Consider the following 19,714-nt stretch of genomic DNA (forward strand, 5'->3'; position numbering starts at 1 on the left):
TGCGAAAATCTGGCATTTTTCTGCTTAACTTTTGCCAGTGTTTCCTACGAAAATCCTAGGTTTCCTGGATGGGAAAGAGAGACGCTGGACGCTGGGCCAGCTACTAGCGTCTCTAGGTTCCGTTATCATGATAGGCAAGCGACGTCCTAGCCTCGAACCCCGCGCTCGGCCGAAGTTTTGCGTAGGCCGGGGAATATAACACCATAAAAGGGCGCTATTTCCAACAAGGAAGGGGATTTGGCAAAAATAGAGGAACTTTTGGGCGCTATTTTCGTAGGAAGGGGAAAAAAGCAGGATAATGGGGCGATCCTGGACAAATAAGGCCATGAATTACCGCTATTGTCGTGATAGCGGGTATAAATCATGGAATAAGGCCACAAAGTACCGCTATTGCCGCCAGAGCAAAAAAACAGCCCAGCAAATCCACAAATGGATTTACTAGGCTGGCTATAGTCTGTTAACGGCTCTTGAGTTCCGTTACATTTCACACGGCGGCCTTTCCGCGCTCTTTGATTTCGTGCTTACCGGGTCATCGGATGTTCCAGATCGACATGGCCCATCAGCGATTCGACTTGCTGACCATCCACCGTCAACTCGATTTGCTGAACTTCATCAAACTGGAACATCGTGTTCTTCAGCGCTTCGATAGCCAGCGACTCCCCACCCGCACCAAGGCGCGCTTCGTCCGGCAAGTGAATATCAATCGTTAGTAGCCCGTTCTCCGGTACGAACTTCACCGTATTCAGGACCACCTTCTCCCATAGGGAGAACAGACTGTCATCTGCCGTTTGCAGCGCCTCAAAGGCGCTTTCGTATTTGCTATGGTCCGCTGTAAATTCAATCTCACGCGGCGTCTGCTTCAGCTCCATCATTTCATCATCTGTAAAATAAACCTGAATGGTCAGCTTCTCCGCCCCCGTTTGTTGCGCACCAGCTTGGGGATCCCCCGATTCGCCGGTACCGTTGACCGGCCCTTGCACCTCTTGCATCTGTGTTTCACTTTGCTGCGCCCCGCTGCTTAGGGCGGTTTCCCTTAGATGCTCATTCTCCGGAGGTGAAGCCGCCGGCTTGTTTCCGCACCCTGCGGCAACCCCCAGCATAGCCACCAAAGCCAGCAATACCGCCACTTTTCTTTTCATGCCGCTCCCCTCCTTGTCGTTTCGGCCTCTCTTATCGATTATAAGCCCAGATATTCTTTAATACCCGCGACAATACCTTCTGCAACACGCTGCTGAAATTCCTCCGTGTACATTAATCCGGCATCGGTCTTATTGCTGAGATACCCCACCTCAAGCAGCACGGCCGGCATCTTCGTTTCCCGTGTTACATGCAGGCTGCTCTTTCTGACGCCGCGATCCGCCAAGCCCGTTGCCTTCACCAAATGCCGGTGCATGACATTGGCGAGCGGAATGCTCTCGTCCCGGGTGTAATACGTTTCTGAACCGCTGGGGTTGCTTGGAGGATCGATGCTGTTTCCATGGATCGATACGAACACCGAAGCCCCGCGATCGTTGGCCACCTTAACCCGGTCTTGGAGCGACATGGTGACGTCCGTCGTACGGGTCAGGATCACCTCCAACCCGGCTTCCTGCTGCAGCAGCGCCTCGACTTTCAGCGCCACAGCCAGCGTAAACTCCTTCTCCTGTTTCTTGGTGACGCTGATTGCCCCAGGCTGGCTCCCGCCATGCCCCGCATCGATCACAACCAGCGGTCGGCCGCTTCCGCCCGTGCTGGTATTCGGTACGCCTGCGGCTGCTGTCAAGTCGACGGTTACAAGGCCATCGTCGAGGTTCGTGACCGTAAACTCAACGCTCCGGTTCAAATCGATTACAATCCGAACAGTTGACGGCGATTTGCTAAACAGCGAATAGCGGATCTGGGAGACGTCCGGATAATCGCTGACGGCAAATTGACCATTCCGGCCTGAGTCCAAAGGATGAACGTCCCCGAAGGTCGGAGCAAAGTCGGCGTTGGGAATATCTATGACGAGACGTTCGGGACCGCTCATTTTAAATACGTTCGGGGTGACGCTGCCGGAAACAGCAAACATCAAACGATTTTCGCTAAAGCTGATGCCTTGGATCAACGCGATAGGGCTCTCAGCTTGGTTCCCGGTTGAAGCTCCCAGGTCGTATGTATCGTCATCCCCCGCTATTGGCTGCCCTCCCGGAACAGAGTTCGGAGTCTCCGACCCTGGGGCTTGGCTGGCTGTACCCGGAACAACACCGGCGGCGGAACCTCCCGCAGGACTGGTTAAGTAAGCGGATTTCGTGGCATTATCCCAGCTGACCTTCATGCCCATCTGTTCACCAACGAAACGTAGCGGAACAAGCGTTGAGTCTCCCTGCAGAAAAGGAGCATTACTCAGCTTGACCAACTGACCGTCAACATAAGCGGTGTCCTGACCCAGCGTGAGCTTGAGCTCGGTGCCCTCCTGCGTGATCGTAATCGTGCCGCTCTTCTTCTCCCAAGCGACTTGATAACCCAAACCTTCGGCAACGACGCGCAGCGGCACCATCACGTTGCCCCTCACGATCCCCGCTTGGGCACCGGCAGGCTGCTCAAGCTCCTGGCCGTCCAACACGATATGTGTCCCGGATGACTCCGCCGAGGCGGCGTAGGCGTTGTTCGCCAATCCCGGAAACACGAGCAAACCAACCAACATAAACATCAATAAGCCGAGTTTCTTCATCCGTAAATCCCTACCCCACCCTCGTATTTTGCCGAATCAAGAATTTCATTGACGGATACGCCACCAGAATGGGATCCAGCGAGCATTGTAAACGCCAACATTCCTAAAACGTTGCTAATTACTTCCATAATATCAGAAAAAGCACGGGGCTGATAGACTTATATTTTCATAGATTGACAAAAAAAGCCCCAGCTGCATGTCGCAGCCGGGGCTTCCCGCCAAGTTCAGACGGTTTAAGCCAAATGCGCAAATTTCTTCTTCTCGTATGCCGCAATCAAATCTTCGTGCTGGAGCGTCAAGCCGATATCGTCCAAGCCTTGCAGCAAAAACTGGCGGCGGTGCTCATCCAGATCAAAACTGATGTTCAAGCCGTACTCGTCGGTGATCGTTTTTTGCTCCAGATCCACCGTCAGTTTATATCCCTCATGGGCTGCCGTGCGTTGGAACAGCTCCTCCACTTGTTCTTCCGACAGCTTAATCGGCAGGATACCGTTCTTAAAGCAGTTGTTATAGAAAATATCCGCAAAAGACGGTGCAATCACGCAACGGAATCCATAATCCAAAATGGCCCACGGCGCATGCTCCCGCGAGGAGCCGCAACCGAAGTTGACGCGTGAAATCAGAATGGACGCACCCGCGTACCGCGGTTTATTTAATTCGAACTCCGGATTGGGGTTCCCTTCTGTGTCAAACCGCCATTCATAGAACAGAAACTGGCCAAATCCAGAACGCTCAATCCGTTTCAGAAATTGCTTAGGTATAATTGCATCGGTATCTACGTTAACACGGTCCACGGGACCTACGATTCCAGTATGTTTCACAAATGCTTCCATCGTCGATTCTCCCCTTTTCCCTCGATTAGCTCAGGACTTCACTCTTGATTTCCCATTCACGCACGTCGACGAAATGACCCTTGATCGCCGCTGCTGCCGCCATGGCTGGAGAAACCAGATGTGTTCTGCCGCCGCGCCCTTGCCGTCCTTCAAAGTTACGGTTGGAGGTCGAAGCGCACCGTTGACCCGGCTGCAAGACATCAGGGTTCATGGCCAGACACATACTGCAACCTGCGTCACGCCATTCGAATCCCGCTTCTTTGAAGATTTTGTCGAGACCTTCTTTCTCCGCTTGCAGCTTCACGCGGCCCGAGCCTGGAACGACGATCGCCGTAACTTTGTCGGAAACCTTGTAGCCTTTAGCGATTTCCGCTGCTGCACGCAGGTCTTCGATCCGGCCGTTCGTACAGGAACCGATAAAGACATAATCGATCGCGATATCCGTCATCGGTGTACCTGGTGTTAAGCCCATGTATTCCAGCGCTTTCTCAGCGGCTTTCCGTTCATTCTCATTTGCGAAGTCGGCCGGGTTCGGCACCACGCCGTTGATCCCCGTACCCATCCCAGGGCTCGTTCCCCAGGTAACTTGCGGAATCAGCGAATCCACGTCGAATTCGACGACACGGTCGTAAGTTGCACCTTCATCGGTAGCCAGCTTCTTCCACTCCTCCACCGCCTGATCGAACGCTGCACCCTGCGGCACATGCTCGCGGCCCCGCAGGTAATTAAACGTCGTTTCGTCCGGGGCAATCAAGCCTGCTCTTGCTCCAGCTTCGATCGACATGTTACAGATCGTCATCCGCTCTTCCATGGACAGCTCCCGGATCGCTTCACCCGTATACTCGATAACATAGCCGGTAGCAAAATCCGTGCCATACTTGGCGATAACGCCGAGGATCATATCCTTTGCAGTTACCCCTGGTTTACGTTTGCCGACAAAACGGACTTCCAGCGTTTTCGCTTTCGCCTGCTGCAAGCATTGAGTTGCCAGTACGTGCTCAACCTCACTCGTACCAATCCCGAAAGCAAGCGCACCAAACGCACCGTGCGTGGAGGTGTGGCTGTCGCCGCAAACGATCGTCTTGCCCGGATGCGTCAGGCCCAGCTCCGGCCCCATAACATGCACGACGCCTTGGTCAATCGTGTCGAGGTCGTACAAGGTGATGCCAAAATCGCGGCAATTCTTGGCCAGCGTATCGATCTGCTGCTTCGAGATCGGGTCGGTAATGTTATAACGGTCTTTGGTAGGAACGTTATGGTCCATCGTAGCGAAGGTCAATTCCGGGCGGCGCACCTTGCGTCCGCTAAGGCGCAGACCTTCAAACGCCTGCGGTGAAGTCACCTCGTGAACGAGGTGCAAATCGATATAGAGAATGCTCGGCTTGCCTTCCTCTTGATAGATGACGTGGTTATCCCAAATTTTCTCGTACATTGTCTTTTTGCTGCTCATGATCAATCACCCCACAGAAGGATTCGTACACGTGATCAAGGCAAAAGTGCAGATTGCTGCTCCCTCCGGCCTTGAATGTTGAATCCAATATAACATGATCGTGTTAATTGTTCCAAGATATAATATCTATAAATGCAATAGGTTTAACTTATAAGCGGCACAAAAAAGAGGCGTCCGGTCATTGAACCAATCCGCCCCGCAGCGCCATCACAACCACCTGTGTCCGATCTTCGCAGCCGAACTTCTGCAAGATCCGGTGGACATGAGATTTTACCGTTCCTTCGGTAATAAACAACTTGGCCGCAATTTGCTCGTTACGAAGCCCGTAGGCCATCTCCTGGAGAATCTCCCGTTCGCGCTCGGGCAACGGTTCCAGCAGCTTTACTGCCTGCACGTTGTGAGGAGCGGACGGCGATGCGTTGGCAATCGCTTCCTGCAGGGCGCCGGAGGCGAGTTTCGTCTTATAGATGGCTTCCCCGCGATAAGGCGGCACGGATCGCTTCGATCATGTCGCTTGCTTCCGCGTCTTTTAAACGTCGTCAAAATAACGATTTTAACCCCTGCTTGCTGCTTCATGATCCGCTTTGTCGCTTCGATACCGTCCATGAACGGCATCTGTACATCCATCAGAATGACATCCGGACGCAGTTCCTCAGCCATTTTGACCGCATCGTTCCCATTTCCCGCTTCACCAACCAACTGCAGATCGGGCTGCAAGCTGAGAATATCGCCAAAGCCTTGACGAATCATGTTCTGATCGTCGGCGAGCATCACTTTAATCCGGTATGATTCTGTCATGGGGCTCCTCCTTTCCTTCCGTATACTGGTGGTTTGGCTCCTGCTATACTTTGTCTCCCAGATCCCCGTCTGGCAGCTCGTCTTGCATCACGCAACGAATTCCGGATGAGGCTTCCAGCCGTGACAACAGGGCGTTTAAGGCCGTTTTGCCGGAGAACGAGGCGTCATCAGCCAGCGCATGGACGGAGTTGCGGATGTCTTGAAGCCCCTGGCGCGCTACGACCAACATCTCATCGATCGTTTGCTCCGCTCGTCCGGTATCCTGCCGGACCATGAACCGCAGCGCTTGGAGCTGGACGATCAAGGACGTGAGACTATGACCTATACAGAATCATGGATGTCCCTCGCGATGCGCGTACGTTCCTCCAAGACCGCAAAACGCATGGACGTCACGGAAGCCTCCTGCAGTTCATCATACGCCTTCCGCAGCTCTGCCATATAGGCGGAGATTTTGCTCATGCATTTCTTGACGCAGCATGCGCCGGCGAATGACGGAGTACAGCAGGATCGCAAGGGAGATGTAGCTGATGATACCCGTTAGGTTCAAAGCGCCGTAGTGTATGAAAAGGACCGCCGTAATAAGCAGCGTCAGGAGTGCAGGCCACAGCGGCTTCGGCAAAATCAAACGGAACAGCGCATAAAACACGACGAGGATTAGGAAATATACCAACTCCCAATCCTGATACCATACCAAATTCACTCCAGTGATCACGAGGAGCAGGCCCAATGCCGCCCGATCCGGTCATTACTGGACGAGCACGATCAACGCCGGCAGCGTCAAAAAGGAAGCGAGGGTCGTCCATACGATACATTTGGACACTAGACCAGGAGCGGCATCAAACCGCTCGGCCAGCACAACGGCATTAACCGCAACCGGCATACAGGCTTGAATGAACAGGACGGAAAACAGCAGGCCCGAAATGCCCAGCAGCTTTAATGCCGCAAGAGCCACAAACGGTGCCAATAACAAACGGATCGCCGTGCCCGTCCAAAATGCGGCTGGCCTTACCTGCTTCGCCTCCGGCCGCCCAACCTTCATCATTTGTGCGCCTAAGATCGTCAGCACCACCGGTGAATAAGCGTCCGCGACCATGGCAATACCTTGCTCCAGCCCGGCGGTCAGGTGAAGCCCAAAGCATTTTAGAAACACGGCCAGCGCCGCCGCATACACCGCCGGCAGGGTAAACACCGATTTTACTGCGTTTTGGACAGAAAACTGGGAACGTGCCGCGAAATAAACTCCTGCCGTATTTACAATGATCATTTGTGTGATGACGTATACGGAAGCTTTATCCAAACCCAGTTGGCCAAAGGCCAGCAGCACGAGCGGCAGTCCGTAATTGGCGCTATTCGTTAAGGTGGAGATCAGCGTCAGGCCGGCTTGCTCCGCCGGATCCAGCCGGGCGATCTTCCCGATCGCTTGGGCAATGCCCCACATGAGCAGCAGGTTAACGAGCGCGAAGCCGATCGTGCTGTACAGCTCATCCGAGGAAATATGAGCATTTCGCAACGTGTCGAAGATGATAGCCGGGCTTAGCACGTACAAATACAACGTGAGCAGCGGCTTCGTGTCCCAGGCGCGAAACCGGGCCAGCAATGCCCCGGCGGCAACCGGAACTGCAAGCGGCACCAGGACGCCTAGCAGCGTCGATCCAACCGATTGGAGCATAACAGCACCCCCTTCTTTGAATTGCCTCCTATTTTAACGGCCGGATAAAGCCATCGTCCAAGACTAGAAAACAATATAGTTGATAGACAAAACCTATACCTCATCCCCAATAAAAAAAGAGCAACCCGTCCGAGAAACTTCCCGGCTTCGGATTGCTCCATTACCTCTGCTTCTAAAACGAATCGATCCCCATCACATGATCAAGCGGCACCGGCCCGATGCTGCGGCTGTCGTTGCTGTTGTTCCGGTTATCCCCCATCACAAATACGTGGTTCTCCGGCACATGCCATACCTGCGCCGCGCTTGGATCCATCTGCTCCTTGATGTAGGGTTCCTCCAGTTGTTGTCCATTGCGGAACACGTGTCCGTCCTTCACTTCAATCGTGTCACCGGGCAAGCCGATCACGCGTTTGACGTAAAAAACATCGTCCTCTTCCCTGCCGGAAAGCCAGGTAATGATCGGATGCTCCTTCACGTCGTCCCAGAACGTACGGTTCCGGTCTACCCGGCTGTCGATAATGACGATGTCGCCATAAGCCGGCAGTTTCTCCAGCACATGCGTAAATTTCCAAGCGTAAATGCGTTGATTGTCCGTTAAGGTTGGTTCCATCGAATGACCGTCAACTTTATAAGGTTGAATGATAAAAATGCCGATAATCATGCTAAGTACAAAGCCTAGGACGATGGAGAAGCCCCATCCGCCGAGTTCTTTCCACCATGTTTTCCGTTTCAAGCGAAAAACCTCCACACTCTTGATGTTTGTCTCTTATTATAAAGGCAAGTCACATACCAATACAAACATCTATATGATATAGTTGACTTATAGGTTATACTTATAAGATAAAGAAGGGTTATTTCTTAAAGAACCAAAGGGGTTATTTCTATGGAACTTCGTCAACTTCTATACACGTTAAAAATCGCCGAGGAAAAAAACTTCTCCCGGGCCGCCGACAAGCTTCATATCGCCCAGCCGTCACTAAGCCAGCAGCTGTCCAAGCTGGAACAGGAGCTCGGGGTGAAGCTGTTCCAACGCAATACGAGTACTGTTGAGCTAACCTACGCCGGCGCCAGCTTTATCGCGCACGCGCAAAAAATCATGGACGCCGTTGCCCAGCTCCGTCAGGAAATGGACGACATCTCTCAGCTCAGAGCAGGCCGCGTTGTGGTCGGCAGCATGCCGATTACCGGCTCTCACCTGCTCCCTTACGTGCTCCCGGCGTTTAAAGCGAGCTACCCGAACATTCAAGTGACTCTGTTGGAAGATACATCCTTGAACCTGGAGAAACTGACGGCCGAAGGGGGCACGGATCTCAGCCTCCTGTCGCTGCCGTTGCTGGAGCCAACGCTCTCCTACGAACCGATTGGCGAAGAGATCATCGATCTGGCGGTTCCCCCGGACCATCCGCTGACGAAAACGCCCGGGGTGTTGGAGCAGGGCGTTGAGATGAAGCAACTGGAAAATGAACCGTTTATCGTGCTCAAAAAAGGCCAGGGATTCCGCAAAATGACCGCCGACTTATGCCGGGAGGCCGGGTTCGAGCCCAACGTCGTCTTTGAAAGCAACAATATCGAAACGGTGCAGTCGCTGGTTGCCGCCGGGATGGGCATTACGCTGGTGCCGCGGTTTATCGCCCGGGCGAAACGCAGCGAGTTGATCCCGGCGTATTTGCCTCTCGCCGCTCCGGCCCCAAGCCGGACGCTGATCATCGCCTACCGCAAAGGACGTTATCTGTCCAAGGCAGCGGAGGCTTTTATTGAGACGTTTAAAAAGACGATGGAGGAACGCCAAACGCTTCATCAATCGTAAGCCAGCGGACGGCGGTCATCGAAGACGGGAATACGGCGGCGGACTTGATCAACCAACGTCAAGTCAATGCTGCCGGTGACAATTTCCTCCGCTTCACCGCCCTCGGCCACAATCTCGCCCCAGGGGTCGATGATCATCGAGTGGCCGAAAAATTCATCGCCGCCGCCCTTCCCTGTCCGGTTGCAGGCGATGACATACATTTGGTTTTCGATCGCCCGCGCGATGAGCAGCGTGCGCCAGTGGTTGAGCCGCGGGAGCGGCCATTCCGCCGCCACGAACAGCAGCTTCGCTCCGCGTAACGCCAAGCTGCGGGTCAGCTCCGGGAAGCGGATGTCGTAACAGATCTCTGCCCCAGCCGGCAAGCCATCCAATTCAAACGTTACGCTCCGTTCCCCCGGTTGCAAATACTTCTCCTCTTCCATCAGTCGAAACAGATGAATTTTAGAGTAAGCAGCCACCTCTTCACCGCTGCGGTTAAATACCAGCATGGTATTGTAGACCTGACCGCTGCGATTTTCGGCAATCGAGCCGCCTATGACATGGATCCCATGACGCCGGGCGAAGGCAGCCAGCCATGCCCGGCTGTTTTGGCCCTCTGGATCGGCCAACCGGCCAATTTCCGTCAAGGCGTATCCCGTATTCCACAGCTCCGGCAGCAGGATGACGTCCGGCTTCTCCGCAGCGCGAGCTGCCCGATCCATCGCCGCCTCGAGCTTGGCCCGGTTCACTTCGGGTTGCCCTAAGACGATATCGCATTGAATCAGGGCGATCCGCCATCGGTTAGAACGAGAAGGATCTTGGTTTTGGGCTTGGTTTTGCACATGGTTTGACTCCAAATTCACCGGCATCCCACACCGCCTTTCGTACGCTTCGATTTACTAAGTCTCATCATAATGGCGACCCTGCGGATTCGCAAGACGGACGCGAATGGGAGTGGAGGAAGCGATGGTTACGCCATTTCGGCGCTTTTCCCTTTGCAATGCTAGGGGACGCGTGGTATGCTTACATTAAATGAGAACCATAAACGGACTTTTTTGAGAAAACGCATTGACGGGACCAGTACGAAAGCACGCGGCGAGACAGAGAGTAAATTCCACCGGCTGAAAGAATTTACATGCTAGCCCTTTCCGAATCCTATCCCTGAGCGGCCGGCCGAACAAGCCGGACAGCGCCCCTGTTACCGGGCATTGAAGTTGGATGAGCTCGTCTCATCAATAAAGGTGGTACCGCGGAAGTCAAAACTTTCGTCCTTTGCATGCAAAGGCGAAAGTTTTTTTTATTTTATTCATCGTTTGAGGAGTGATCCCCATGCTGCGACGCATCGTCGTCAAAATTGGCAGCAGTTCGCTGACATCGTCGGAAGGAGGATTAAACCGGGAGGCGGTTGCGTATTACGCATCCGAATTGGCCGGGCTGATTCAGGCCGGTTACCAGCCATTGCTTGTGACCTCCGGCGCGGTGGCCGCCGGGTTCCGCGAAATCGGCTACCCCGAACGGCCCAAGCTGCTGTATGAGAAGCAGGCTTCGGCTGCCGTTGGTCAAGCGCTGCTGATGCAAGCTTATCGCGAAGAACTGGCCCGTCACGGAGTAACCGCGGCCCAGGTGCTGCTGACCCGGTCCGATTTTCAGAACCGCAAGCGAACGGGTAACGCCAGCATGGCGATCGAAGAGCTGCTGAAGCGAAACGTGTTGCCGATTATTAACGAGAACGACACCGTCTCGCTCGATGAGTTGAAATTCGGCGACAACGATACGTTGTCCGCCCTCGTCGCCAACCTGATTCACGCCGATCACCTGCTGATCTTGACCGATATGGACGGACTGTACACCAAGGATCCGCGCCTGGAACCGCAGGCCCAGCGCATCAGCCGGGTCACGGAAATCACCGGCCAGATCTATGCCATCGCCGGCGGCGCCGGCTCATCCGTCGGCACGGGCGGCATGCGGTCGAAAATCGACGCCGCGAAAATCGCTTCGCTCGGAGGCGTTCCGGTCTTCGTCGGAAAGGTCGCCTCTCCTGGCGATCTGCTGGCCGCTTTGCGCGGCGACGGGCACGGCACCTATTTCGAAGCTCATGGTGCCTCGCTGCCGCGGAAGAAGCAATGGCTGGGCTTCTTCTCCACCCCGATCGGGACGCTGACGGTGGATGCCGGTGCCGAGGAGGCTTTGATCCGCGGTGGACGAAGCCTGCTTCCGGTCGGCGTCAAAGAGGCCAGCGGACAGTTCCATACCGGCGACGTCGTAGAAGTCGTCAGCTCAGGCGGCGAGGTACTGGGACGGGGCATCGTCAATTATGATGCAGAACAGCTCCATCACATCCTCGGGCTCCCCAGCACCGAGGTCTTCAAGAAGTTGGACAGCGTCCATCGTCTGGAGGTCATCCACCGGGACGAATGGATTTCGCTAAAAGCATAATCACCCCATCCTTTTTCACTGGATTTTAAGGAGGTATACCTAAATGAGTGAAGTGAGAGAAAAAGCGAAGCTGGCCGGAACGGCCGTGTCCGTCCTGAATCGTTTGACAACGGCGCAAAAAAACGAAGCTCTGCTGGCAGTCGCCGATGAGCTGGTACGCAATAGCGACGCGATACTCGCGGCGAATGAAGAGGATCTGCAGCGGGGACGCGACAACGGGACGTCTTCCTCCATGCTTGATCGCCTGGCATTAACCCATGAGCGCATTGAAGGGATCGCTGAAGGACTGCGGCAAATCGCCGAGTTGCCCGACCCGGTTGGCGACGTGCTGGAGACGATCGACCGTCCGAACGGGCTGCATATCATCAAACGCCGCGTCCCGCTTGGCGTCATCGGGATCGTCTATGAAGCGCGGCCAAACGTGACGGTGGATGCGATGGGCTTATGCCTGAAGACAGGCAACGCCGTTGTGCTGCGCGGCGGCTCCTCCGCGCTGTCCTCCAACCGAAAAATCGTGGAGATCATCCACAGCGCACTTGCGGGAACTCAAGTTCCGGTCGATGCCGTCCAGCTGATCGAGGATCCGAACCGCTCCTCCGTTGACGAAATGCTAAAGCTAAACGGATTGCTGGACGTCGTGATTCCGCGCGGCGGCAGCTCTCTGATTCAAACGGTCGTACAAAACGCCACGGTCCCGGTCATTGAGACGGGCGCCGGCATCTGCCATACGTACTTGGATGCCTCGGCCGATCCCGTGATGGCGACGGAGATCGCTATGAATGCCAAAGTTCAGCGCCCGTCGGTCTGCAACTCGATGGAAACGCTGCTGGTGCATGAGGCATTCGCTGAACAACATTTGCTCGAGCTGGCGAACCGTTTCAAGGAAGCCGGGGTCGAGCTGCGGGGCGATGAGGCTGCAAGACAGCTAATCTCTTGGGCTGCGCCAGCGACGGATGAAGATTATGCCACGGAGTACAACGACTATATTCTCAACGTTAAAATCGTTCGCAACCTGGACGAAGCGATGGCGCATATCGCCCGCTTTGGCACGAAGCACTCCGAGTGCATCGTTACCCAGGACAGCGCGAATGCCGAACGGTTCCAGCAAGAAGTGGACGCTGCGGCGGTTTACCACAACGCCTCTACCCGCTTCACCGACGGCTTCGAGTTCGGGTTCGGCGCAGAGATCGGCATCAGTACCCAAAAGCTGCATGCCCGCGGACCGATGGGCCTAACTGCGCTCACCTCAAGTAAATATATCATCCAGGGGAACGGACAAATCCGGCAGTAACGGGGTGTCCCCCTTTTTTTCCACCATTAAAACCGGAGGTCATATGCTATGAATACCATACCCACTTTGTCCGCCTCCACCATCTGTTTCTATGGAGCGGGTTCGATGGCTGAAGCGATCGTACGCGGCTTGCTCCATAAGCAAGTTGCTGGCGCGGATCAAATTGTGATGCTGAATCGCTCGAACCGGGAACGGCTCGATTATTTAGCGCAAACCTACCAGGTACAAACAGCGGCTGAAGAGGACGCGAAACGGGTCTACTTGCGGGATGCATCGATTATCGTCCTGGCGATGAAGCCGAAGGACGCCGGCGAAGCTTTGGCTGAACTTGGACCGCTTCTGCGCGAGGGTCAGTTGATCGTCTCCCTGATCGCCGGCTTATCTATCGCGACGATTCAAGTCCTGCTTGGCAGTCCGGTCGCAGTGGCTCGCACGATGCCAAACACCTCCTGCTCCATCGGACATGGAGCTACCGGGATCTCCTTCTCTCCGGAGACCACCGAGGCGCAGCGCGCCCAAGTCTTGTCGATGTTTGAAGCCGTTGGAATGGTTAGCGTTATCCCGGAAGAACAAATGGAAATTTTGACGGGCGTATCCGGGAGCGGACCTGCATATGTTTATTATCTGATGGAAGCGATGATTGAAGCGGGCATCGAAGGCGGGCTAACACCAGAGCAATCCCGCGAGCTTACCGTGCAAACGGTGCTGGGCGCTGCCCTCATGATGTCGGAAACCGGCGAAGCGCCTACCAAGCTGCGTGCGGACATCACCTCGCCAAACGGTTCGACGCAAGCGGCGATCGGCGTGCTGGAAGCCGGCAGCTTTCAGCCGAACGTAAAGGCTGCGGTCCACCGGGCTGCCGAACGCTCGAAAGAAATGGGCGAAGCCGTGAGACAAGCGCTGTTGTAGCAGCGAAGCTGTGTGGTGCAGCGATGGCCGGCAATGCACTTAAGGCCAGTATGAAAGGGGGACGGCAGCATGAACTACGTCGATATCCCATGGGAAGAAAAACAAGCGGCGCTGGACGCCATCCAACGCCTGCGGGAGGAGTTCGCCGCCCGCGGTTGGTTCCCCGCTTCCAGCGGCAGCTTGTCGATGAGGGTCGGCCGGTATACGCCGGACCGGTTCGTGTTTGCCGTAACAGCCGACGAGACGTATAAGTCGGAGCTGTCAGCGGCACCCTCCCCTCCGGCAGGCGTGCTGTTCGTCGATGCCGCCGGCGCGCCCTGTGAGCCAACGCGGCTCAAGCCTTGCGCCGACGCACCGATACACGCGAGAATCTACCGGATGACCGGCTGCGGCGCGATCGCGCACGTACATACGACGTTCAATAATGTGCTCAGCGACTATTTCGCAGCGGATGGCGGCGTCCCACTCAAGGGAAACGAACTGCTCAAAAGCCTAGAGATATGGGAGACGCAAGCGGAGATCCGAGTGCCGATTCTGCCAAACGCCGCCGAGCTCCCTGCCATCCTCAAGCAAATCCCGGGCAGTCTGGATACAAGTGTGCCCGCGTTGTTGCTGCAAAATCACGGGATCTATGCCTGGGGGGCTAACATCACCAAGGCCAAGCGCCATCTGGAAGCGCTGGAGTTTATGTTTGAAGCGCTGTACCGTTCCCTGCTGTTGCCCCCCAAAGGGCATCATGCCTAAAAAAACAACTCGCGACAAGCGATAGCGGAGTTATGCTGACCGAACATCAGCGGCTTCCGCGATTACGCTGACCGCGAGTTTCTTACTTTGCCCGAAATCTTGCTTTATCTCTCGATAAATTCCGCATACGCCTTCGCGTCCATCAAATTCGCCAGCGCGACGTTTGCGTCTTCCTTCAAACGAATGTGAACCATCCAGCCCCCGTCGTACGGCTCTTCATTCACGAGCTCCGGCGCGGTATCCAGCTCCCGGTTCACCGCCAGCACAGTCCCGCTGACCGGCGTAAACAAATCGGCGACCGTCTTAACGGATTCGATCGTTCCGATGCCTTCCTGCGCTTCGAATTCCTGCCCCGGTTCGGGCAGCTCCACGAACACGATGTCGCCCAGCCGATGTTGGGCTACGTCGGAGATGCCGATCTTCACCGTCCCATCCCCCAAATCAAGCACCCATTCATGCTCATCGCTGTACAACACGTTTTCCCTGATCTCACTAGCCAAAGCTTGCTCCTCCTCTTTCGGATGATCTAGCATACCTTACACATTGTGGATTATCTATCTTCGTATTTCCCTCGTTCAGATTATTCCAAACCTAGCTCTCATGTCAATATTATTAACACATTTGATAGAGTCTAGCAAAATGTAAGCGTAGCCTTTTCCAGTAAACGAATTTAATTAAAATTATTATGATAACTTTATTGACATCTAGGCGGTTTTTGAGTATTAATGAGATGTGTAAGCTGCGGTTGATGGCAGGGGGAGAGATTACAATTACCGTATTGTAACGCCGAAGGAGCAAGCCGCGAAGCGGTGAATCTCTCAGGCAAAAGGACCTCTGCCGGACGCAACTCTGGAGAGCATTCACGTAGAGGTATCCTCTACGTGAATCACCCAAGGGGAAACCTGCGCGAGCTTCGAGCCTTAGCACAGGGTAACTCTCAGGTACAAGGGACAGAGCCGGGAAGAACCGTTAGGTAGGCTAGCGGGTTTTCTTTGGCCTGTCCTTTTTGCTGTTCTCAAAAATTGGCCGATCCGGCCCTTACGAGGTGATGGCAATGTCCGAATCCGCATTGCGGCGTACGCCGCTCTATCCCGGATATGCGCGTTATGAAGGAGTCCGCTGTATCGATTTCGGCGGTTGGGAGCTGCCGGTGCAGTTCAGCGGCATCCAGAAAGAGCACGAAGCCGTGCGCGAGCGCGCCGGTCTGTTTGACGTATCGCATATGGGCGAATTTTTCGTGGAGGGCCCTGAGTCGGAACGCTTTTTGCAACACATGACAACCAACGACGTGACTCTGCTTCAGCCGGGGAAAGCCCAATACACCTTGCTCTGCTATCCCGATGGCGGCGTGGTGGACGATCTGTTGATCTATCAACTGGATGAAGGCAAGTACATGCTGGTGGTCAACGCCTCGAATATTGAAAAAGACTGGGACTGGCTGCAGCAGCACCTTCCTGCTGAAGGTGTAACCATGCGGAACGCCTCCGACGAGACGGCGTTGCTTGCCGTTCAAGGGCCGCTGGCCGCCTCCCTCCTCTCCCCTCTTAGCGAAGGGGAGGATCCAGGGGCCTTGCGTCCGTTCACATTTATCCGGGAAGCGCGGATTGCCGGCATACCTGCCTTGCTGTCCAGAACCGGGTATACCGGCGAGGACGGATTTGAGTTGTATGTAGCAGCCGAGCAAGCGCAAGCGCTTTGGGACATACTGATGGAGGCCGGGGAGAGCCATGGCCTTCTCCCGGCCGGGCTGGGCGCTAGAGATACGCTGCGCTTCGAAGCTTGCCTGCCTCTGTACGGCCAGGAATTGGGACCTGAGATCACCCCGCTCGAAGCGGGCTTAAACCGATTCGTGAAGCTGGAGCAAGGCGACTTCATCGGCCGCGATGCATTGATCAAACAACGGGATGAAGGCATCCCTCGCCGCCTCGTCGGCCTGGAGATGATCGATCGCGGGATTCCGCGTACGCATTACCCGGTGTTTGCCGAAGGCTCTGAGGAACCGATCGGAGAAGTCACGACAGGCACGCAATCGCCTACCCTGAAAAAAAACCTCGGGATGGCGATCCTCACCAACCGCTATACCAAACCCGGCACGATTGTGGAGGTCGACATCCGCGGCAAGCGGCTGAAGGCCAAGGTCGTCCCGCTGCCGTTCTATCGCCGAAACCCTGCCGCCAAGCGGTGAAAGGAGAACACGAAATCAGATGCTAAAACATCGTTATTTGCCGTTAACCGAACAAGACCAAGCGGAAATGCTGCAAACGATCGGCGCAAGCTCCGTCCAAGAGCTGTTCAAGGACATTCCGGAGAGCATTCGCATTCAAGGTGAACTCCCGGTATCCCCTCGTTTAGACGAATACGCGCTGACCCGCCACTTAGCAGAACTTGCCGGTCGTAATGCCGACACCGACCGATTCACCAGCTTTCTTGGTGCCGGGATTTATGACCATCACATTCCTTCCGTCATTCAGCACGTCGTGTCCCGTTCGGAATTTTATACCGCGTACACGCCGTATCAGCCGGAAATTAGCCAAGGCGAGCTGCAGGCGATTTTCGAATTCCAGTCGTACATCTGCGAGCTGACCGGACTGAAGGTCGCCAATGCCAGCATGTACGACGGAGCTACCGCTTTAGCCGAAGCCGGCAACCTGGCCGCGGCTGCCACCAGACGCAAACAGCTTGTCGTCTCCCGCACCGTCCATCCGGAAGCACGCGAGGTGCTCGCCACCTACGCTCACGGTCTGAATCTGGAGATCGTTGAGGTTGGCTGGGAGCAAGGCGTAATTGATCGTGAGGCGCTTGCTGCGGCCGTCACCAAGGACACCGCTGCCGTCTTGATCCAGAACCCGAACTTCTTTGGCTCCCTGGAGGATCTTCGTGCCATCGGCGAACTGGCCCATGCCCAAGGGAGCTTGCTGATCGTCAGCAGTAATCCGCTCGCACTTGGCTTGCTGGAAGCGCCGGGCAAGCTTGGAGCCGACATCGTCGTTGGCGACGCCCAGCCACTGGGGCTGGCTCCTTCCTTCGGCGGACCAACCTGCGGTTTCTTCGCCGTATCGGAAGCGCATATGCGCCGGATCCCCGGCCGGATCGTCGGGCAGACCACCGATCGCAACGGCAAGCGCGGGTTCGTCTTGACACTGCAAGCCCGTGAGCAGCATATCCGCCGCGAGAAAGCAACCTCCAACATCTGCTCCAACCAGGCCCTGCTTGCCTTGGCTGCCTCTGTCTACTTATCCGTGATGGGCAAGCAAGGAATGGCCGAAGTTGCGGAGCTGAATTTGCAGAAAAGCCATTATGCCAAACAGGTGTTCACCGCCATCCCTGGCGTAAGCGCCGCTTTTGAGTCGCCGTTCTTCAACGAGTTTGTGCTTCGGCTGCCGGAGGGCACCGACCCGGCTCAGTTGCAGCGGGATCTGCTTGCCGCCGGGTTTATCGGCGGGTACGATCTGGGACGCAGCTATCCCGAACTCGCCGGCCATCTGCTGATCGCCGTGACGGAGAAGCGCAGCAAAGCAGAAATTGACCAATTCGCCCGCGTACTGGAGGAATCAATATGCTCGAAATAAAAGAGACGACGAAATCCGATGAACTGTTGATTTTTGAGCGCAGCCGCCCTGGGCGGATCGGCTATTCTCTGCCGGAATGCGACGTTCCGACCGTCCCGAAGGAAGATCTCGTGCCGCAGGGCATGCTGCGGAGCGAAGGCCTCGCTTTTCCCGAAGTTTACGAGGTGGACGTGATTCGGCATTATACCGCGTTGTCCCGCCGGAATTTCGGGGTGGACAACGGCTTTTATCCGCTGGGCTCCTGTACGATGAAGTACAATCCGAAGGTCAATGAGGACGTCGCGCGTTACCCCGGTTTGGCGAAAATCCATCCTTACCAGCCGGAGGAAAGCGTACAAGGGGCACTCGAGCTGATGTACCGCCTGCAGCAGGATTTGGCCGGACTCACCGGCATGGACGCGGTGACGCTGCAGCCGGCGGCTGGAGCCCATGGTGAATGGACCGGCTTGATGATGATCCGCGCCTACCACGAAAGCCGCGGCGAGAAACGCACCAAGGTGATCGTGCCGGACTCTTCGCACGGCACGAACCCGGCCAGCGCCTCGGTCGCCGGCTTCGAGACGGTGACCATCCCTTCCACCAAGCGCGGCATGGTGGACCTGGACGCGCTGCGCGCTGCCGTTGGCGAGGACACGGCTGCGCTGATGCTCACCAACCCGAACACGCTGGGCTTGTTCGAGGAACAGATCCTGGAGATCGCCGACATCGTGCACGAAGCCGGCGGATTGCTGTATTATGACGGCGCGAACTCCAACGCCATCATGGGGATCGCCCGCCCCGGCGACATGGGCTTTGACGTGGTGCACCTCAACCTGCACAAAACGATGAGCACCCCGCATGGCGGCGGTGGTCCGGGCGCCGGTCCAGTTGGCGTCAAGGAGCGGCTGATTCCGTTTCTGCCTGAACCGAGGATCGTCAAAGACGAATCCGGACGGTATACCATCCGCGGCGCACGTTCCGAAGAGGCAGCAGGTGGCGCCACGAGCGGATCGGCCAGCTCGATTGGCCGGGTGAAAGCTTCTTACGGCAACTTTGGTATCCTCGTCCGCGCGTATGCGTACATCCGCAGCTTAGGTCCCGATGGACTCCGCCAAGTCTCGGAAAATGCCGTGTTAAACGCCAACTATATGATGAAGCGTTTAGCGCCTTATTACGAGCTGCCGTACCCGGATCAACTGTGCAAGCACGAATTCGTGATGTCCGGCAGCGGGCTGGCGAAATACGGCATCCGCACGCTGGACGTCGCCAAGCGGCTGCTGGATTTCGGCTATCATCCGCCAACCATCTACTTCCCGCTGAACGTAGAGGAATGCATTATGATTGAGCCGACGGAAACCGAAAGCAAGGAAACGCTGGACGGCTTTATCGACGTCATGATCGCCATCGCGAAGGAAGCCGAAACGAATCCGGAAATGCTGCGGAGCGCCCCGCACACCACCCCGGTGACGCGCCTGGACGAAACCGGCGCCGCCCGGAAGCCGGTGCTGAACTGTGCTTGCGGCTAAGCCCAAACAAACATAAAAGAGATGCTGCTAGA

The 19,714-nt window shown here is 55.7% G+C and carries 18 protein-coding genes, 1 pseudogene and 1 riboswitch; of the genes and pseudogenes, 8 read left to right on the forward strand and 11 right to left on the reverse strand.

The window, feature by feature from the left end; translation table 11 throughout:
* Positions 1-521: 521 nt before the first annotated feature.
* The 9 genes and pseudogenes from NSQ80_RS11745 to lepB form a co-directional block, all read right to left on the reverse strand.
* Positions 522-1,139, reverse strand: coding sequence for a GerMN domain-containing protein (locus NSQ80_RS11745; RefSeq protein ID WP_323076683.1), 618 nt, complete (start codon positions 1,137-1,139; stop codon positions 522-524).
* A gap of 38 nt (positions 1,140-1,177) precedes the next feature.
* Positions 1,178-2,692: an N-acetylmuramoyl-L-alanine amidase family protein gene (locus NSQ80_RS11750; RefSeq protein ID WP_339299149.1), complete on the reverse strand. Its 1,515-nt coding sequence runs from the start codon at positions 2,690-2,692 to the stop codon at positions 1,178-1,180.
* Between the two features lie 233 nt (positions 2,693-2,925).
* Positions 2,926-3,525 carry a 3-isopropylmalate dehydratase small subunit gene (gene leuD / locus NSQ80_RS11755; RefSeq protein WP_009225922.1) on the reverse strand — a complete coding sequence of 200 codons (600 nt, stop codon included), beginning with the start codon at positions 3,523-3,525 and terminating at the stop codon, positions 2,926-2,928.
* Positions 3,526-3,550: 25 nt separating this feature from the next.
* A complete protein-coding gene (gene leuC / locus NSQ80_RS11760; RefSeq protein WP_036645872.1) occupies positions 3,551-4,975 on the reverse strand; it encodes a 3-isopropylmalate dehydratase large subunit in 1,425 nt (474 codons plus the stop codon).
* A gap of 178 nt (positions 4,976-5,153) precedes the next feature.
* Positions 5,154-5,773: pseudogene (locus NSQ80_RS11765) on the reverse strand (response regulator transcription factor).
* 43 nt (positions 5,774-5,816) lie between these two features.
* Positions 5,817-6,098 carry a histidine kinase gene (locus NSQ80_RS11770; protein WP_323079086.1) on the reverse strand — a complete coding sequence of 94 codons (282 nt, stop codon included), beginning with the start codon at positions 6,096-6,098 and terminating at the stop codon, positions 5,817-5,819.
* 87 nt (positions 6,099-6,185) lie between these two features.
* Entirely contained in the window at positions 6,186-6,473 is a 288-nt protein-coding gene (locus NSQ80_RS11775) for a hypothetical protein (RefSeq protein WP_323076686.1), read from the reverse strand.
* A gap of 45 nt (positions 6,474-6,518) precedes the next feature.
* The gene (locus NSQ80_RS11780) at positions 6,519-7,442 is read right to left on the reverse strand and encodes an AEC family transporter (RefSeq protein ID WP_009225917.1); all 924 of its coding nucleotides are present in this window, start codon (positions 7,440-7,442) and stop codon (positions 6,519-6,521) included.
* A gap of 172 nt (positions 7,443-7,614) precedes the next feature.
* Positions 7,615-8,175, reverse strand: coding sequence for a signal peptidase I (gene lepB / locus NSQ80_RS11785; protein WP_260070815.1), 561 nt, complete (start codon positions 8,173-8,175; stop codon positions 7,615-7,617).
* Between the two features lie 150 nt (positions 8,176-8,325).
* Here lepB and NSQ80_RS11790 point away from each other — a divergent pair, with 150 nt between their 5' ends.
* Entirely contained in the window at positions 8,326-9,249 is a 924-nt protein-coding gene (locus NSQ80_RS11790; protein WP_339299153.1) for a LysR family transcriptional regulator, read from the forward strand.
* Here the strand turns inward: NSQ80_RS11790 and NSQ80_RS11795 are convergent.
* A complete protein-coding gene (locus NSQ80_RS11795) occupies positions 9,240-10,097 on the reverse strand; it encodes a carbon-nitrogen family hydrolase (RefSeq protein ID WP_009225914.1) in 858 nt (285 codons plus the stop codon). The two genes, NSQ80_RS11790 and NSQ80_RS11795, sit on opposite strands and share 10 nt — an antisense overlap.
* A 460-nt stretch (positions 10,098-10,557) precedes the next feature.
* On the opposite strand from NSQ80_RS11795, the gene proB reads away from it, so the two are divergent.
* From proB to mtnB, 4 genes are all read left to right on the forward strand, one after another.
* Positions 10,558-11,664 (forward strand): glutamate 5-kinase, encoded by a 1,107-nt coding sequence (gene proB, locus NSQ80_RS11800; protein WP_036645869.1) that lies wholly within the window; start codon positions 10,558-10,560, stop codon positions 11,662-11,664.
* 43 nt (positions 11,665-11,707) lie between these two features.
* Entirely contained in the window at positions 11,708-12,955 is a 1,248-nt protein-coding gene (locus tag NSQ80_RS11805; RefSeq protein ID WP_339299157.1) for a glutamate-5-semialdehyde dehydrogenase, read from the forward strand.
* A 48-nt stretch (positions 12,956-13,003) separates the two neighbouring features.
* Positions 13,004-13,864: a pyrroline-5-carboxylate reductase gene (gene proC, locus NSQ80_RS11810; RefSeq protein ID WP_260070813.1), complete on the forward strand. Its 861-nt coding sequence runs from the start codon at positions 13,004-13,006 to the stop codon at positions 13,862-13,864.
* A gap of 69 nt (positions 13,865-13,933) precedes the next feature.
* Positions 13,934-14,608 (forward strand): methylthioribulose 1-phosphate dehydratase, encoded by a 675-nt coding sequence (gene mtnB, locus NSQ80_RS11815; protein ID WP_323076691.1) that lies wholly within the window; start codon positions 13,934-13,936, stop codon positions 14,606-14,608.
* A 104-nt stretch (positions 14,609-14,712) separates the two neighbouring features.
* On the opposite strand, the gene gcvH is transcribed toward mtnB, so the two are convergent.
* A complete protein-coding gene (gene gcvH / locus NSQ80_RS11820; protein ID WP_009225909.1) occupies positions 14,713-15,108 on the reverse strand; it encodes a glycine cleavage system protein GcvH in 396 nt (131 codons plus the stop codon).
* A gap of 245 nt (positions 15,109-15,353) precedes the next feature.
* Positions 15,354-15,452: riboswitch (glycine riboswitch) on the forward strand.
* Positions 15,453-15,662: 210 nt separating this feature from the next.
* Here gcvH and gcvT point away from each other — a divergent pair.
* From gcvT to gcvPB, 3 genes are read left to right on the forward strand one after another with little or no spacing between them, the layout of a single operon-like run.
* Positions 15,663-16,793, forward strand: coding sequence for a glycine cleavage system aminomethyltransferase GcvT (gcvT, locus tag NSQ80_RS11825; RefSeq protein WP_260070811.1), 1,131 nt, complete (start codon positions 15,663-15,665; stop codon positions 16,791-16,793).
* Positions 16,794-16,812: 19 nt separating this feature from the next.
* Positions 16,813-18,177: an aminomethyl-transferring glycine dehydrogenase subunit GcvPA gene (gcvPA, locus tag NSQ80_RS11830; RefSeq protein WP_260070810.1), complete on the forward strand. Its 1,365-nt coding sequence runs from the start codon at positions 16,813-16,815 to the stop codon at positions 18,175-18,177.
* Positions 18,165-19,682: an aminomethyl-transferring glycine dehydrogenase subunit GcvPB gene (gcvPB, locus tag NSQ80_RS11835; protein ID WP_339299160.1), complete on the forward strand. Its 1,518-nt coding sequence runs from the start codon at positions 18,165-18,167 to the stop codon at positions 19,680-19,682. The genes gcvPA and gcvPB overlap by 13 nt, the downstream gene beginning before the upstream one ends.
* The last annotated feature ends 32 nt before the right edge of the window (positions 19,683-19,714 follow it).

The organism is Paenibacillus sp. FSL K6-2441 (assembly GCF_037964765.1).
In the GTDB taxonomy this organism is placed as follows: Bacteria; Bacillota; Bacilli; order Paenibacillales; family Paenibacillaceae; genus Fontibacillus; species Fontibacillus phoenicis.

What these genes read in the sequence shown, in the direction of transcription:
- proC (WP_260070813.1), top strand. Translation starts at nt 13,004, where the DNA reads ATGAATACCATACCCACTTTGTCCGCCTCCACCATCTGTTTCTATGGA.
- NSQ80_RS11790 (WP_339299153.1), top strand. Translation starts at nt 8,326, where the DNA reads ATGGAACTTCGTCAACTTCTATACACGTTAAAAATCGCCGAGGAAAAA.
- proB (WP_036645869.1), top strand. Translation starts at nt 10,558, where the DNA reads ATGCTGCGACGCATCGTCGTCAAAATTGGCAGCAGTTCGCTGACATCG.
- leuD (WP_009225922.1), bottom strand. Translation starts at nt 3,525, where the DNA reads ATGGAAGCATTTGTGAAACATACTGGAATCGTAGGTCCCGTGGACCGT.
- NSQ80_RS11750 (WP_339299149.1), bottom strand. Translation starts at nt 2,692, where the DNA reads ATGAAGAAACTCGGCTTATTGATGTTTATGTTGGTTGGTTTGCTCGTG.
- NSQ80_RS11805 (WP_339299157.1), top strand. Translation starts at nt 11,708, where the DNA reads ATGAGTGAAGTGAGAGAAAAAGCGAAGCTGGCCGGAACGGCCGTGTCC.
- NSQ80_RS11745 (WP_323076683.1), bottom strand. Translation starts at nt 1,139, where the DNA reads ATGAAAAGAAAAGTGGCGGTATTGCTGGCTTTGGTGGCTATGCTGGGG.
- mtnB (WP_323076691.1), top strand. Translation starts at nt 13,934, where the DNA reads ATGAACTACGTCGATATCCCATGGGAAGAAAAACAAGCGGCGCTGGAC.
- NSQ80_RS11780 (WP_009225917.1), bottom strand. Translation starts at nt 7,442, where the DNA reads ATGCTCCAATCGGTTGGATCGACGCTGCTAGGCGTCCTGGTGCCGCTT.
- gcvPA (WP_260070810.1), top strand. Translation starts at nt 16,813, where the DNA reads ATGCTAAAACATCGTTATTTGCCGTTAACCGAACAAGACCAAGCGGAA.
- gcvPB (WP_339299160.1), top strand. Translation starts at nt 18,165, where the DNA reads ATGCTCGAAATAAAAGAGACGACGAAATCCGATGAACTGTTGATTTTT.
- NSQ80_RS11795 (WP_009225914.1), bottom strand. Translation starts at nt 10,097, where the DNA reads ATGCCGGTGAATTTGGAGTCAAACCATGTGCAAAACCAAGCCCAAAAC.
- leuC (WP_036645872.1), bottom strand. Translation starts at nt 4,975, where the DNA reads ATGAGCAGCAAAAAGACAATGTACGAGAAAATTTGGGATAACCACGTC.
- gcvT (WP_260070811.1), top strand. Translation starts at nt 15,663, where the DNA reads ATGTCCGAATCCGCATTGCGGCGTACGCCGCTCTATCCCGGATATGCG.